At 57.4% G+C, this 13,318-nt stretch carries 15 protein-coding genes and 3 tRNA genes; 6 read left to right on the top strand and 12 right to left on the bottom strand.

Features of this window, described 5'->3' with window-relative positions; translation table 11 throughout:
• Positions 1 to 190: 190 nt before the first annotated feature.
• The 11 genes from FJ398_03310 to FJ398_03260 all read right to left on the bottom strand — a co-directional run bounded on the left by FJ398_03310 (position 191) and on the right by FJ398_03260 (position 6,131).
• Positions 191 to 583 carry a 50S ribosomal protein L7/L12 gene (locus FJ398_03310; protein MBM3836984.1) on the bottom strand — a complete coding sequence of 131 codons (393 nt, stop codon included), beginning with the start codon at positions 581 to 583 and terminating at the stop codon, positions 191 to 193.
• Positions 584 to 779: 196 nt separating this feature from the next.
• Positions 780 to 1,289, bottom strand: coding sequence for a 50S ribosomal protein L10 (locus tag FJ398_03305; protein ID MBM3836983.1), 510 nt, complete (start codon positions 1,287 to 1,289; stop codon positions 780 to 782).
• Between the two features lie 27 nt (positions 1,290 to 1,316).
• Positions 1,317 to 2,015, bottom strand: coding sequence for a 50S ribosomal protein L1 (locus tag FJ398_03300; GenBank protein MBM3836982.1), 699 nt, complete (start codon positions 2,013 to 2,015; stop codon positions 1,317 to 1,319).
• 46 nt (positions 2,016 to 2,061) lie between these two features.
• Positions 2,062 to 2,487, bottom strand: a complete 426-nt coding sequence (gene rplK, locus FJ398_03295) for a 50S ribosomal protein L11 (protein ID MBM3836981.1) — start codon at positions 2,485 to 2,487, stop codon at positions 2,062 to 2,064.
• A gap of 3 nt (positions 2,488 to 2,490) precedes the next feature.
• Positions 2,491 to 3,039: a transcription termination/antitermination factor NusG gene (gene nusG / locus FJ398_03290; GenBank protein MBM3836980.1), complete on the bottom strand. Its 549-nt coding sequence runs from the start codon at positions 3,037 to 3,039 to the stop codon at positions 2,491 to 2,493.
• Positions 3,040 to 3,058: 19 nt separating this feature from the next.
• Entirely contained in the window at positions 3,059 to 3,232 is a 174-nt protein-coding gene (gene secE / locus FJ398_03285; GenBank protein ID MBM3836979.1) for a preprotein translocase subunit SecE, read from the bottom strand.
• 97 nt (positions 3,233 to 3,329) lie between these two features.
• Positions 3,330 to 3,419, bottom strand: a tRNA-Ser gene (locus tag FJ398_03280).
• A gap of 11 nt (positions 3,420 to 3,430) precedes the next feature.
• Positions 3,431 to 3,506: transfer RNA gene (locus FJ398_03275), tRNA-Trp, on the bottom strand.
• 65 nt (positions 3,507 to 3,571) lie between these two features.
• Positions 3,572 to 4,762, bottom strand: coding sequence for an elongation factor Tu (tuf, locus tag FJ398_03270; GenBank protein MBM3836978.1), 1,191 nt, complete (start codon positions 4,760 to 4,762; stop codon positions 3,572 to 3,574).
• Positions 4,763 to 4,812: 50 nt separating this feature from the next.
• Positions 4,813 to 4,888: transfer RNA gene (locus FJ398_03265), tRNA-Thr, on the bottom strand.
• Between the two features lie 286 nt (positions 4,889 to 5,174).
• Positions 5,175 to 6,131 carry a ribonuclease HIII gene (locus FJ398_03260; protein ID MBM3836977.1) on the bottom strand — a complete coding sequence of 319 codons (957 nt, stop codon included), beginning with the start codon at positions 6,129 to 6,131 and terminating at the stop codon, positions 5,175 to 5,177.
• A gap of 400 nt (positions 6,132 to 6,531) precedes the next feature.
• Between FJ398_03260 and mutY the strand changes: the two genes are divergently transcribed.
• Positions 6,532 to 7,632 carry an A/G-specific adenine glycosylase gene (gene mutY, locus FJ398_03255; protein ID MBM3836976.1) on the top strand — a complete coding sequence of 367 codons (1,101 nt, stop codon included), beginning with the start codon at positions 6,532 to 6,534 and terminating at the stop codon, positions 7,630 to 7,632.
• Positions 7,633 to 7,643: 11 nt separating this feature from the next.
• Here mutY and FJ398_03250 read toward each other — a convergent pair whose 3' ends face one another.
• On the bottom strand, positions 7,644 to 8,540 hold the full coding sequence (locus FJ398_03250) for a dihydrodipicolinate synthase family protein (protein ID MBM3836975.1): 897 nt from the start codon (positions 8,538 to 8,540) through the stop codon (positions 7,644 to 7,646).
• A gap of 118 nt (positions 8,541 to 8,658) precedes the next feature.
• Between FJ398_03250 and FJ398_03245 the strand changes: the two genes are divergently transcribed.
• From FJ398_03245 to FJ398_03225, 5 genes are all read left to right on the top strand, one after another.
• Complete coding sequence (locus tag FJ398_03245) at positions 8,659 to 9,444, top strand: sigma-70 family RNA polymerase sigma factor (protein MBM3836974.1); 786 nt, start codon at positions 8,659 to 8,661, stop codon at positions 9,442 to 9,444.
• A gap of 84 nt (positions 9,445 to 9,528) precedes the next feature.
• The gene (locus FJ398_03240) at positions 9,529 to 9,789 is read left to right on the top strand and encodes a hypothetical protein (GenBank protein MBM3836973.1); all 261 of its coding nucleotides are present in this window, start codon (positions 9,529 to 9,531) and stop codon (positions 9,787 to 9,789) included.
• A complete protein-coding gene (locus tag FJ398_03235) occupies positions 9,786 to 11,372 on the top strand; it encodes a hypothetical protein (GenBank protein ID MBM3836972.1) in 1,587 nt (528 codons plus the stop codon). Before FJ398_03240 ends, FJ398_03235 begins: the two co-directional genes overlap by 4 nt.
• Positions 11,252 to 11,740 (top strand): hypothetical protein, encoded by a 489-nt coding sequence (locus FJ398_03230; protein ID MBM3836971.1) that lies wholly within the window; start codon positions 11,252 to 11,254, stop codon positions 11,738 to 11,740. The genes FJ398_03235 and FJ398_03230 overlap by 121 nt, the downstream gene beginning before the upstream one ends.
• Positions 11,741 to 11,916: 176 nt before the next feature.
• Positions 11,917 to 13,318, top strand: a 1,402-nt coding sequence (locus FJ398_03225) for an amidohydrolase family protein (protein ID MBM3836970.1), incomplete at its 3' end; no start/stop codon positions are given.

Below are 13,318 nucleotides of genomic sequence, written 5' to 3'. Positions count from 1 at the left end.
GTCTGGACCAGACAGTTGTTACCGACGACAACACAATACCGGCGCCTGCCGCCGCCAGGCGAAAGGTTGGCCGGCAAATCCCTTTTCATGGCCCAAAGATGAGCCGTTTCTTTCGAAGAATCAGTTTGGCTCGTTCGCACCAATCAGGAGTGGGCGGTGGCACAAGGCCACCGCCCACAATAAGCTATTTCTACTTGAGTTCAACTTTCGCGCCTGCGTCCTCAAGCTTCTTCTTGGCGGCCTCGGCATCGGCCTTGTTGGCCCCCTCCAGGACAGGTTTCGGCGCTTCTTCCACCAGTTTCTTCGCTTCCGCCAGCCCCAGTCCGGCTTTGACCTCCCGAACGGCTTTGATGACCGCGATCTTCTTGTCGCCCGGCACGCTGGCCAGGATGACATCGAAAGCGGTTTTGGCTTCCGCAGCAGGCGCGGCAGCCGCTCCACCTGCAGCGGCTCCAGCCGCTGCGACCGCTACCGGCGCGGCGGCGCTGACACCCCAGGTGGTTTCGAGCTGTTTCACTAACTCAGCGGTCTCAATGACCGTCAACTTGCTTAACTGTTCAATTATTCCGGCTATGTCTGCCATATGTGACCTTTCAGTTTCGTCGTCATCCGAGGCTACGGATGGTTTGAGCCCACAGCCCGTGGGCCGACGATTTACTTTGTTCGTGTTGTTTGTTCCGTCGCCTTGACATTTGTGGCGACGAAATTCACCAAATCCGTTGCGAGAAGTGGGAGGATGTCCGGCACCAAAGTGGTTCGGGTTCAGGATTGAAAATACTTCAGCCCTTCTCGGCTTTCGCTTGCAGCACCCGCGTCAACTGAGTCGCAGGAGTATTCAGCAATCGAACGAGCTTCGCCGCAGGCGCCTGGAGCACTCCCAGAAGCTGGCTGCGGAGCACTTCGATGGAGGGAAGGTCCGCCAGGGACACCAGATCCGCCGCCTCCAGACGCTGGCTGTTGAGATATCCGAACTTTAGTTTGGGCCTATCGAACTCCGAACGAAATGTTTTGACGGTCTTGGCCGTGGATGAAATGTCGCGCTGGCCTGTGATGACCGCGAGCTGGCCGGTCAACACTCCTCCCAAATCGACCAAGCCCGCTTCTTTGGCCGCGACTCGGAAAAGTGAATTCTTGACCACGTGGACCTCCGCTCCCACCTTGGCCAGCCGCTTACGGAGCTCGGTGAAGTGAGCAACCCGGAGCCCCTGATAATCCACCACAATGAAGAAGGGCGACCCATTCAGACGTCCCAGATACTCTTTGCTGATAAAGTGTTTTTCTTGGCGCATTGTTTTTTGAGGGAAAAGAGTTTTAGTTCAAGCAGCAGCTTGCAGTTCCCGCAAATCTAGACGCACCGGCGGACTCATGGTCGCCGTCAACGTGCAACTTGCGATGAACTGCCCTTTGACGCTGGCAGGCCGCGCTTTTTGAACCGCTTCGATGACCGACCTTGCGTTTTCCAGAATCTGATCCGCCTTGAAAGAAAGTTTACCGATGGGGACATGGACGTTGCCCGCTTTGTCGATTTTGAACTCCACCCGCCCCGCCTTCACTTCCTTGACGGCCTTGGCTGTATCCTCAGTCACGGTGCCGGTCTTGGGGTTCGGCATCAATCCTCGTGGTCCAAGCACCTTGCCTAACTTGCGGACTTCGACCATCGCGTCCGGTGTGGCGACAGCCACGTCGAAATCCGCCCAGCCTTCCTGGCACTTCTTCACGAGATCTTCAAAGCCCACAAAATCAGCGCCGGCTGCCCTTGCGGCGTCCGCGGCGGCCCCGGCCTTGGCAAACACCAAGACTCTGACTTTCTTTCCGGTCCCGTGGGGCAACGGCACTGTGCCTCGGACCATCTGGTCTGATTGCTTGGGATCAACCCCGAGCCGGAAAGCGAGTTCGACTGTCTCGTCGAACTTGGCTTTGGGGAATTTGGCCAAAACTTCCACGGCCGACTTGAGTGGATAGGTCTTGTTTGAGTCCACTAATTCCAGTGCTTTTTTGAAACGTTTGCTTGGCATTTTGAGATTGCGGTGCAAGCGAGCGGCAAGCTCTCCCGCGTTTGGGTTATCCTTGAACCTCAATTCCCATACTCCGTGCTGTTCCAGCGATGATCCGGAAAGCGGCTTCTTCGTTTGAAGCATTGAGGTCCTTCAACTTGAGTTTCACGATTTCCATCACTTGTTGCCTCGTGACTTTGCCCACTTTTTCCTTGTTGGGCTCCTTTGAGCCTGAAGCGATGCCGGCTGCTTTCTTCAAAAGGATCGAAGCCGGCGGCGACTTGGTGATAAAGGTGAAAGACTTGTCCTGATAGACCGTGATCACAACCGGAATAACCAGGCCGGCTTGTTCTTTGGTCGCAGCGTTGAATTCCTTGCAGAAGGCCATAATGTTCACGCCTTGCTGGCCAAGCGCCGGCCCCACAGGCGGCGCCGGATTGGCCTGGCCGGCAGGAATCTGCAACTTGATTTGTCCAACGATCTTCTTTGCCATAAATTACGCCTTCTCCACTTGCCAGTATTCCAACTCGACCGGGGTATTCCGGCCGAAGATATTCACGGTCACTTTCAGTTTGCCACGATCCGGTTCAATTTCCTCTATAACTCCGCTGAAGTTCAAAAACGGACCGTCATTAATCTTCACCGTCTCGCCCACTTCAAAGGTGACTTTCGGGCGTTCCCGATCCTCCGAGTCAGAGATTTGGGCTTTTATCGACTCGATCTCTTCTCGAGACGTGGGGGTCGGGCGATCTCCGCCGACGAAACCGATGATCCCTTGAGTTTCTCGAATGAAATACCAGGGTTTCTCGATTACGCGCTTGTTGTCATCCAGCAAGACCATTTCAACGAAAACGTAGCCTGGATAAAGCTTGCGCGTCGTAACGGTTTTGCGTCCACTCCGAACTTCGGCAACCTTTTCCATGGGCACCAGGACTTCTTTGATGTAGTCACCCATTTCCTCGGTCTTGACGCGCTTTTCGATGCTCTCTTTGACCTTGTGCTCCTGTCCCGACAAGGTATGGATGACGAACCACTGAGTTTGCATAGGCTTGCGGCAGAAGCGACTACCTCATGACCAGGCCGATCACCTGAGAAATGACCGCATCAGCTCCGATAGTGAAGGCGCCAAGGATGGCGGTCGCAACAAGGACAACGATGGTTGACCCTTTGAGTTCGTCATATGTTGGCCAAGTGCATTTTCTCAATTCTTCTCGCGTCTCCATGACGTAATTCGCCATCCGAAGCAAAAGCCCTTTGCGCCACGCGAAGGCAAAAACGCCTCCGATGATGACCGCCCAAATCAGTAATCCGATATAATCTTTCACAGGTTTTTCTTGGCGGAGGGGGAGGGATTCGAACCCCCGAAGGCTGTTACACCTTAACGGTTTTCAAGACCGTCGCGATAGACCACTCTGCCACCCCTCCGGCTTTTTCATTGGCAGGGCGGGAGGGACTCGAACCCCCAACCAACGGTTTTGGAGACCGCTACTCTACCAATTGAGCTACCGCCCTAAAATACATACGGTTTTCGGGAGAATGATCTTACCCTGATTGTTTTTCTGCTTGGGTTAAGTTTGTTACTCGATGACCTCGGTAATTCTTCCCGCGCCAATGGTCCGCCCACCCTCGCGGATAGCAAAGCGCTGGCCCTTTTCCATCGCCACCGGTGCAATCACCTTCACGACCACCGAGACGTTATCCCCGGGCATCACCATCTCAACACCTTGAGGGAGCGCAACCGTCCCGGTTACGTCAGTGGTTCGGAAGTAGAATTGGGGCCGGTAGTTTGAGAAGAATGGCGTGTGGCGACCACCTTCATCCTTCGACAACACATATACCTCGGCCTTAAAGTGCGTATGAGGCGTGATGCTCGCCGGTTTCGCCAGGACCATGCCGCGTTCGACTTCCTCCTTCTTGACACCGCGAAGTAAGACACCCACGTTGTCGCCCGCCGTGGCCGAGTCCAGTAACTTGCGGAACATTTCAATGTCGGTCGCGACGGTTTTGCGCGTTTCTCGAAGCCCGACGATTTCCACTTCTTCCATCCGTTTGAGTGTGCCGCGTTCGACTCTCCCGGTGACTACGGTTCCTCGACCTTCAATATTGAAGACGTCTTCCACGCACATCAGGAATGGCTTGTCCACTTCACGAACAGGAAGCGGAATGAAAGAATCAACTGCGTCCAGCAACTCCTGAATGGCTTTGTTGCCTTCCGGCGTTCCTGCCAAAGCCGCTTTTGAACTCCCTCGAATCACGGGCGTCTTGTCCCCAGGGAAACCATATTTCGTCAACAAATCGCGAACTTCCATATCCACCAGATCGAGAAGTTCCGGATCATCGACCAAATCCACCTTGTTTAGGAATACGACGATAGCCGGCACGCCCACTTGACGAGCCAGGAGGATGTGCTCCCGGGTTTGTGGCATCGGTCCCTCCGATGCGTCCACGACCAGAATGGCTCCGTCCATCTGCGCCGCGCCTGTGATCATGTTTTTGATGTAGTCGGCGTGGCCGGGGCAATCGACGTGCGCATAATGCCGCTTGTCGCTTTCATACTCCGTGTGGGAGACCGCGATTGTGACAGTTTTTGTTTCGTCGCGCACGGTGCCGCCCTTGGTAATTTCTGCGTAGGAGATGAGTTTGGCCATGTTTTTGCGGGCCTGCACTTGAACGATAGCGGCCGTCAAAGTGGATTTCCCGTGGTCAATGTGCCCGATGGTCCCAACGTTTACGTGGGGTTTGTTTCTCTGAAATGCTTCTTTTGCCATTGCGAGTTCCTGGTATTGTTTATCGTTCTTTTTGCTCTCGAGTCAGAGACTGGAGCCCATGATCAGGATTGAACTGATGACCTCGTCCTTACCAAGGACGCGCTCTGCCGGCTGAGCTACATGGGCAACGTCAACTTTTCCATCCTGACCCCCGAAAAAGGACAAAAAGCCTATCTTAACCCCGACTTCTCTTCAGGAAAAGCATCCGGGATTAATGGCTTTCTAACTGTCTGACGGCGTTTTTAATTTTCGACGGAATATAGAAGCGCCCGTTCGAGTGTCAATGGTTTTTTAGATAATTTTCACACGAAACTACTCTGTTTCTCCATCCTCCGCAATTGTCGGAGCTTAGCCCTAGTTTCGGCGGACGCATTAGCCAAGTCGATTATAGCCCCAGATTAACCACTCTACGCTACCCAGACTTCTCTGAATTCGAGTTCGCAACTCCCAACACGCGAGCCGAGGTCCGAAAGTGCATCTTTGCCACGTCTGAAAGCCTTTCTGGCCCATGTTTCGCAACGAACTCCTTTCCGGCCGACTCCACGAGTTGAGAGGCTCCCTTCGGAAAATGCATGCCCCATTTCTTGCCCATGGCGGCCAGGCGAGTCAAAAACTCGTGCCTGGCCAGTATTGAGGCGGCGGCGACCGCAACGTCGGCCTCCGCTTTATGGCGTTGGATCAACTCAATCTCGCGCCCCAAGCTCATCAGGGCCCCAGCCACGACCTCCTTCTTCGCCGCAAACTGATCGCTAATCGCACGAACGGGCGGGGGATTCATCCGATGCTTCTGAAGCATCAGGTTCTCGATCGCTCGCGCGTGGCCCCAGGCCAGCATGGTGTTGACGCTGTGCAATCTTCTGAAGAGCCGATTGTACGCCTCGTTTCCGATCGGAACGACTCGCGTAATGCACCCTGGCGTCCGGTTTATTAGATCCGCAAAGTCCGCGATAGCTTTGTCGCTGGAGATCTTTTTCGAGTCCCTGATGCCCGATCCTTCCCAGGATTTGATGGCTTGCGCATTGACGTAAACTCCCGCGACACACAGCGGCCCGAAGAAATCGCCTTTCCCGCTTTCGTCCACGCCTATGCGCGGGAGCAGCAGATCGGGATTCAAAATCGCTTCGTAACCCAGCCGTGCCTCGCGCAGGATCTGGGGTTCAAGAACGAACTCGACGAAGTCCTGTGTTCCCTTTCCCTGGACCACGAGTTTCCGACTCTCGTAGGCCACGATGTTCACGTCTTCTTTCGCGGCCGCGAATACAGCATACGGAACGTCCCGAAACTCGTAATCCTGTGCGCGCAGCCAGGCCAGCAGAGCCTTCGATTGCGCGTCGGTCAGTTTGCAGGTGTAAGTCGTGAGCGGTTTCACAACGCGATCTTAAGAGGCGCAGAAGCATCCGCCAATTCTCTTTCGGATTGTTAAGACGCCTTCGTGCTTACTGATCAGACCGTGGGATAGAATACACTTTGTTGCGTCGCATTTGGGCTCAGGCGCGACGAAGGAGAATATCCCTGGTGGATCTTCGACTGAGGCGCAACAAAGCCAGATCCCAAATGCGGCGCAACCCGCAGGGCCGGGGGTCTTTTGGCCCGCCGCTTCGTCGCTCGCTCGTTGTGGATCGCAAGGATCCACCGCCTCGCGCGCTCCTCGCGGCTGGCCAAAATCCCTCCTGGCAAAGTGTATCCTATCCCACGGTCTGATCAGTAAATGCGGTTGACAGGTATGGGCGGCGCAACCTTCCATTCGCCAGCCCGAAACTGAAAGCCGTATGTCCGCGCCCCAATGCCTTGTCCGTCCTTTGCTTGGTTGGTACCGGCAAAATGCTCGCGACCTCCCATGGCGTCGGACCTCTGATCCTTACGGTATTTGGATCTCGGAAATCATGCTCCAACAAACTCAGGTTAAAACAGTCATTCCGTACTGGGAATGGTGGATGCGGCGATTCCCTACCGTCCGCGCGCTCGCCCGCGCCAAGGTCTCCGACGTCCTGCGATGTTGGGCGGGCCTCGGTTACTACACTCGAGCGCGGAATCTCCAGCGAGCCGCTTGCCTGATCGTTTCAAACCACGCCGGAAACTTTCCGAGAACTTTCGGCGAGATCATCACGCTCCCCGGCATCGGACGTTACACGGCGGGCGCAATTTGCAGCATTGCATTCAACCAACCAGCCCCCATCCTCGACGGCAACGTCACTCGCGTCCTGACACGCATTTTCGGCATCGCAACCCATCCCGCGAAATCCCGGACCCAACGCCGGCTCTGGTCTCTGGCTCAGGCCCTGGTGAGTTTCGCCGCTGAGAACCCGAAACCCCAGCAACGAAGCTGCGCCGATCTGAATCAAGCGCTCATGGAGCTTGGCGCTACGGTCTGCGCTCCGCGTCAGCCGAAATGCGAGCGATGTCCTTGCCGACAATTCTGCCGCGCTTTTAGGGAAGGTCGAGTTGAGCAATACCCCGTCAAGTTGTCCCGGCCCAAAACTGCACTGCGCCGGCTCGTGGCTTTCGCAGTTCGTCATCGCGGGCGTTTCCTGGTCCGGCAGCGGCCGCCAGACGGCGTCAACGCCGATCTTTGGGAATTTCCCAACCTGGAAACAAACGGTCGTGCTGAGAGCGTTCAAAGCCAAGCTCGCCGATGTCTCGGCTTCCGCGCCCGCGACGTTCAAGCGCTCTGCGTCGTCAATCACACGATCACTCGTTACCGCATTCAGTTGGAAGTATTCACCGCGACCACAGATGTCCGGCTTCAGGAGAGGGTCCCAAGAACACGCTGGTGCACCGCGCGTCAATTGCGTGACCTCGCATTTCCCGGCGCCCATCAACGAATCGTCGTGGCTCTGCGCGAAAAGGCCGGGCCTCGGAAACCACACTGAACGCCGATCCATCAGATCAACCTCCATTCCTGGAAAAGTTGCCGCACCTCGCTTTTCAGTTTTTGGTACCGCTGCTCAGTTTCTGTTGAAACCACGGACTTCGGATGGCCCGGAGAAAGATTTCGCGCCTCGATGACGGCCGCGACGTTCAGTGGAAATTCCAGCCGATCGACCAGCTCGCCAAGCTGACGCATTCGCTCGGCTGCTCGGCTTTGCGTCGAACCAGGTCCGCGCCGGGCGCCCGCGAAAACCTCCAACATCACTTCCGGGACAGCGTTGGCAAGCCCGCTGACGCATCCGTTCACGCCCATCGCCATGGCCTCCGGAAGACGAGTATCAGAGCCTGTGAACACGACGAAACTCCTGCGGCGCCCCAATTCAACCAGCGGTTGATGATACGCGAATTCAGCGCCGCTTTGCTTCACTCCCGCAAGTTGGATTCGATCCGCAACTGCCGCGACCGTCTCCAGCGCAATCCGATTCCCAGTGCGTTCGGGAAAATTATAGAGAAACAGCGGAAGCTTCGCCGCTTCTCCGGCGCGGACGAAAAACTCTGCCAGATCAGCCTGGGCGAGCGGGAAGAAATATGGCGGCAACACCGCGACCGCGGCCGCGCCGTGCTCGCGGGCGACTCGGCCCAACTCGGCCACCACACTGGGCCGGATGTCGCTGATGTTCGCGATGACCGGCAAGCCGCCCGACCAGGCCAGCACTTTCTTCAGAAAATCTTTCCGAGCGGACACCTCCAGTTGGAGAAACTCGCCCGTGCTTCCCAGCGCAAGCAAGCCCTGGACGGCTTTGCTCGTCACGAACTCAAGGTTCGTTTTCAGCGTCTTTTCGAGGATCGCGCCGTTTTCATCGGTCGGGGTCCACAACGCGCAAAAAATCCCTTCCCAGTGTGTCGGCATAAATTACAGGCATTACGATTGAACTTTTAGCGGTTTCGTTTCTACAGGAAAGAAATCCTCAGAGCAAACACTCGGAGCGCGGCGCGCTTCCGCGCTTCTTCACCATCGTTCATTGGGCGTGCATATCCACGCAGATATGTTTTATGCTGGCCCGGTGCAGCGCCGCTCCGAAACTTCCGATGTTCACCTCCGCGACGCCGTTTTCGGGACGACTCATTGGAGTGTGGTGTTAGCCGCCGGGCGCAAGATCTCGCCGCAATCTCGCGGAGCGCTCGAAGCACTTTGCCGCGCTTATTGGTATTCGCTTTATGCCTTTGTGCGCCGGCGAGGTTTCGCTCCAGAGGATGCGCGGGATCTCACGCAAGAATTCTTTTATCGCCTGCTCGCGAGCGACTGGATCACCCGGGCGGACCAGGCCAAAGGCCGCTTCCGCACATTTCTGCTTTGCGGAATGCAAAACTTCCTGGCCAACGAATGGCAAAAGTCCAACCGGATCAAGCGAGGGGCGGGCCTCGAACTCGTTCCCCTCGACGCGCTCGAGGCAGAAGGGCGCTACAAAGTGGAACCGGCGGATCTCGCCCGCGCAGACAAACTCTTTGAGCGGCGCTGGGCGCTGACGCTGCTGGATCGCGTGCTTGCGCGGCTCCAGGCAGAGCAAGAGGAACTCGGGACGATCGAACGCTTCGAGGCGCTCCAAGGCGCGTTACTGGGCGAACCGAGCGGTGAAGGCTACGCCGCGCTTGCTCCTCGATTCGGCGTGACGGAATCAACCGTGAAATCGTGGGTCCACCGACTCCGCCAACGCTATCGGGAACTTTTGCGCGAGGAAGTGGCGCAGACGGTTTCCGGTCCCGATGAAGTTCAGGACGAATTGCGGCATCTGTTCCGCGTGCTCGCATCGTAACTGCCGCTTCACCGCGATTGCTCCTGGGCTGCTCGACACGGCAAAAACTTTGCAACCTTTCGACCTGAACACAATAGAACCGGTGTGAAAGGTCCGAATGTCATGAGCGATTTCAAGTTCGCCTGTCCGCATTGCGCGCAGCGGTTGCGGGTCGATGAACGCCACGCCGGCCGACAGATTCTCTGCCCCAAGTGCCAGCACCTGATCGTCATCCCAGCGCCACCCACGCAGTCGATGGCAGCACGCTCTCAGGCGCCGGAGGAGGAGCACACAGGCGTCACCCTCTCGCCGCTGAACACCTTGCCTCCGGCATCCCCTTCAGCCCCCACTTCAAGCAAATCATGACCAAGAGTATCGCTTCCTGCCCCCAATGCGGCCAACCCGTGCCCGCGGACGCCCCTGCCGGCCTTTGCCCAAGCTGTCTGGTGGCCGGCGGTCTCTCCGCCGCTGAGATTCCGTTAGTCACTCCGACCGAATCCGACTCTAAAGCTACGCTTCACATCGTTATCCCGGAAGATTCCGCCCTGCCGCCCAGCGCGCCGAGACGACTCGGCAAATACGAACTGCTGGAAGAGATCGCCCGCGGCGGCATGGGCATCGTTTATAAAGCCCGCCACACGAGCCTTGATGCCATCGTCGCGGTGAAATTGATCCGCGCCGGCGTGTTGGCCACGCCGACGGATGTGGAGCGCTTCCAACGCGAAGCCCGCGCGGCGGCGAAGCTCCAACATCCGAACATCGTCAGCGTGCACGACATCGGCGAACAGGATGGGCAGCATTACTTCTCGATGGACTATGTGCCGGGGGCGAACCTGGCCGAGTTGGCGCGCACGCGGCCCTTCTCGCCCAAGCAAGCGGCGGAGATCACCGCGGCTGTGGCGTCGGCGATTCATTATGCGCATCAGCAAGGGGTGCTGCACCGGGATGTCAAGCCCGCCAACGTGATCCTGACGCCGGAACAACAACCGCGCGTGCTGGATTTCGGCCTGGCGCGGCTGGTGCATGACGACTCTCAGCTTACGCAATCAGGCGCGCCGATGGGTTCACCGTGCTATATGCCGCCGGAGCAATGCGGAGTGTGGCACGCGGAGCGCGGAGTCCAGACTGAAAGCCACCGTTCAGTCAACGTGCCGACGTCGAGCGAAAATCAGAAATCAGAAATCAGAAATCACAAATCCCAGATCGGTCCCTGGAGCGACGTTTATGGGTTGGGCGCGCTGCTCTATGAGTTGCTCACGGGCCGCCCACCTTTCCAAGCTCCGACTGCAGTAGAAACGTTGCGGCTGATGCTGGAGAGCGATCCGGTCTTGCCTCATTTGTTCAATCGCACCTTGCCCATCGACCTCGAAATGATCTGCCTCAAATGCCTGGAGAAGGAGCCGGCCAAACGCTACGCCACCGCGCAAGAACTGGCCGAGGAATTAGGCCGTTTCCTCGCCGACAAACCAATTCTTGCGCGTCGCGTGACCCAGACTGAACGCGCCTGGCGCTGGTGCCGACGCAATCCGCGTGTTGCAAGCCTCAGTGCAGCCATGGCGCTCCTCCTCCTCGCCGTCGCTATTGGCTCGCCCATCGCGGCGTTTCAAATCGACCAGGCCCGGAAAGCCGAATATGACGAAAGGTTGCGGGCCGATCAAAACCTCCAGCGCGCTGAACAGAACGCGCGGGAGCTACGCCTCAGCTTGTATGTCGCCGACATGAAACTGGCCAGTGTCGCCCTGGACGAGTCTCACCTTGGCCGCGCGGTGAGCTTGCTGAAAAAATACCATTCCCCCAAGCCCGGCGAGGACGACCTGCGCGGGTTTGAGTGGCGCTACCTGTGGCAGCGTTGCCAGGGCGACGAAATCTTCACCTGGCGCGGTCACACGCACCGTGTGGGCGATTCTCGGCGGATGGAAAAATCCTGGCCACGGCCGGCCACGATCTGACCGTCAAAATCTGGGATGTGGCCTCGAAGGAACTCCTCACGACACTTTCCGGGTCCACCGAGCGGTTCATGGGTTCGCTGTCCTTTTCGCCAGATGGTCGCTTCCTGGCGGCCAACGCCATCACTGAGATCATCGTTTGGGAAACCGCCTCATGGCGGGAAGTGAAAAAAATCCAGCTTGGCACTCAATGGCAGAGCGGCGCTTTTTCTCCGGATGGACAAACCTACGCCAACTGCGTCAAAGGGGGAGTGGGTTTTTGGGACACGGAGCAATCGTTTCGAGGATCGATACTTCATAGCGAACAGTCCGGATGTGAAATGGCTTCGGGAACGAGCGAGCAGAAGAAAGTGAGCTGCCAAGGAGCATGACTGAGCAAATCATGCTGTGAACGGGTCGATTCTTGACTTGTTGATTCTTCTGTCAGACAGCTCGTACGATTTACATGCGCTGGCCCAACTGCCACGCGGTACGATGAGGCAAGATTGATCTCTTTGATCTCTTGTCCGGTGTCGCCTTTTTTCGCGACACCCGTTAGAAACGTCCGATGCGAGTCAGCCACCGTACGCTTTGCCTCTGCGTTTTCCTCTTCTTCAGTTCGCGCGCCAGGTCTGAAACCTTCGACTTAGTTATCCGCCACGGTCGAATCGTGGACGGGCTGGGAAATCCGGCTTACTTCGCGGATGTCGGCATCAAGAACGGGAGAATCGCGGCTCTGGGAAAACATCTCGGCGCCGGGGAGAAGGAAATCAACGCCACAGGCTTGATCGTGGCGCCCGGATTCATCGACGTTCACACGCATGCGGAGGACATCCGTGAAATGCCGTTGGCCGAGAATTTCGCGCGCATGGGAGTGACCACGCTGGTGCTGGGCAATTGCGGTTCGTCCATGCGGGACATCGCTGAGTTGTGGCGTCAGATCGAATCGACCGGCGCCTCCGTGAACGTCGCAACGCTAATCGGCCACGGCACAATTCGATCCGCGGCAATGGGCGGTTCCTTCATGCGTCCTCCCAACGACGAGGAGCTGTCGAGAATGAAAACCTCCGTCGAGCAAGCGATGACAGAAGGCGCGCTGGGGATTTCAACCGGCTTGATTTACCTGCCAGGTACCTTCGCCAAAACGGAGGAACTCGTCGAACTCGCCAAAGTCGTGGCGCGTTACGACGGAATTTACGCCAGCCACATGCGTGACGAAGGGCCGCGGATTTTCGACGCGCTCAACGAGCTCTTCCAAATCGCCCGGGAGGCCGGCGTCCGCGCCCACGTCTCTCACATCAAGCTCTCCGGTCCGAGCGCGTGGGGACAAGCAGACAAAGTGCTGGCCGCGATCGCGCGCGCGCGCGCGGAGGGACTGGACATCACGCAGGACCAATACGCTTACACGGCATCCAGCACGGGTCTCAGCCAACTCGTGCCGTCCGAGGCGCGCGAAGGCGGCAACGAAAAGTTCACGGAACGCCTCAATGATCCCGCTCAGAAGGCGAAGATCGTGCAACAGATGAAGGACAGTCTGAGGAAAAGCCAGCGCGAAAACTACGCCTATGCCGTCATCGCCAATTACAAGAAGGACACGAGCCTGAATGGAAAAAGTGTCGTCGAAGCCGCCCAATCCGCGCGCGGCTCCGATTCGCTGGAGGACCAGATCGAATTGATTCTGGAAATTCACAAGAACGGCGGCGCATCCGGCGTCTTCCACGGCATCAACGAAGACGACCTTCGAAAGTTTCTGAGTCATCCAAACACGATGATTGCTTCCGATAGCGGCGTCCGGCGATTTAACGAGGGCGTTCCGCATCCGCGCGGCTATGGAAACAACGCGCGCATCCTCTCGCGCTACGTTCGCGAGCTGAAAGTCCTGCGGTTGGAGGACGCGATCCGCCGAATGACTTCGCTTCCCGCGACTGCTTTCAAACTCCGCGAGCGCGGCGTGCTGCGCGAAGGCAGTT

Source organism: Verrucomicrobiota bacterium (assembly GCA_016871535.1).
GTDB lineage: Bacteria > Verrucomicrobiota > Verrucomicrobiia > Limisphaerales > SIBE01 > VHCZ01.
This window is presented reverse-complemented; position numbering and strand designations above follow the sequence as displayed.

Coding starts and splice junctions, on each gene's coding strand:
- FJ398_03310 (MBM3836984.1), bottom strand. CDS start 583: ATGGCAGACATAGCCGGAATAATTGAACAGTTAAGCAAGTTGACGGTC.
- FJ398_03305 (MBM3836983.1), bottom strand. CDS start 1,289: ATGCGCCAAGAAAAACACTTTATCAGCAAAGAGTATCTGGGACGTCTG.
- FJ398_03300 (MBM3836982.1), bottom strand. CDS start 2,015: ATGCCAAGCAAACGTTTCAAAAAAGCACTGGAATTAGTGGACTCAAAC.
- rplK (MBM3836981.1), bottom strand. CDS start 2,487: ATGGCAAAGAAGATCGTTGGACAAATCAAGTTGCAGATTCCTGCCGGC.
- nusG (MBM3836980.1), bottom strand. CDS start 3,039: ATGCAAACTCAGTGGTTCGTCATCCATACCTTGTCGGGACAGGAGCAC.
- secE (MBM3836979.1), bottom strand. CDS start 3,232: ATGGCGAATTACGTCATGGAGACGCGAGAAGAATTGAGAAAATGCACT.
- tuf (MBM3836978.1), bottom strand. CDS start 4,762: ATGGCAAAAGAAGCATTTCAGAGAAACAAACCCCACGTAAACGTTGGG.
- mutY (MBM3836976.1), top strand. CDS start 6,532: ATGTCCGCGCCCCAATGCCTTGTCCGTCCTTTGCTTGGTTGGTACCGG.
- FJ398_03250 (MBM3836975.1), bottom strand. CDS start 8,540: ATGCCGACACACTGGGAAGGGATTTTTTGCGCGTTGTGGACCCCGACC.
- FJ398_03235 (MBM3836972.1), top strand. CDS start 9,786: ATGACCAAGAGTATCGCTTCCTGCCCCCAATGCGGCCAACCCGTGCCC.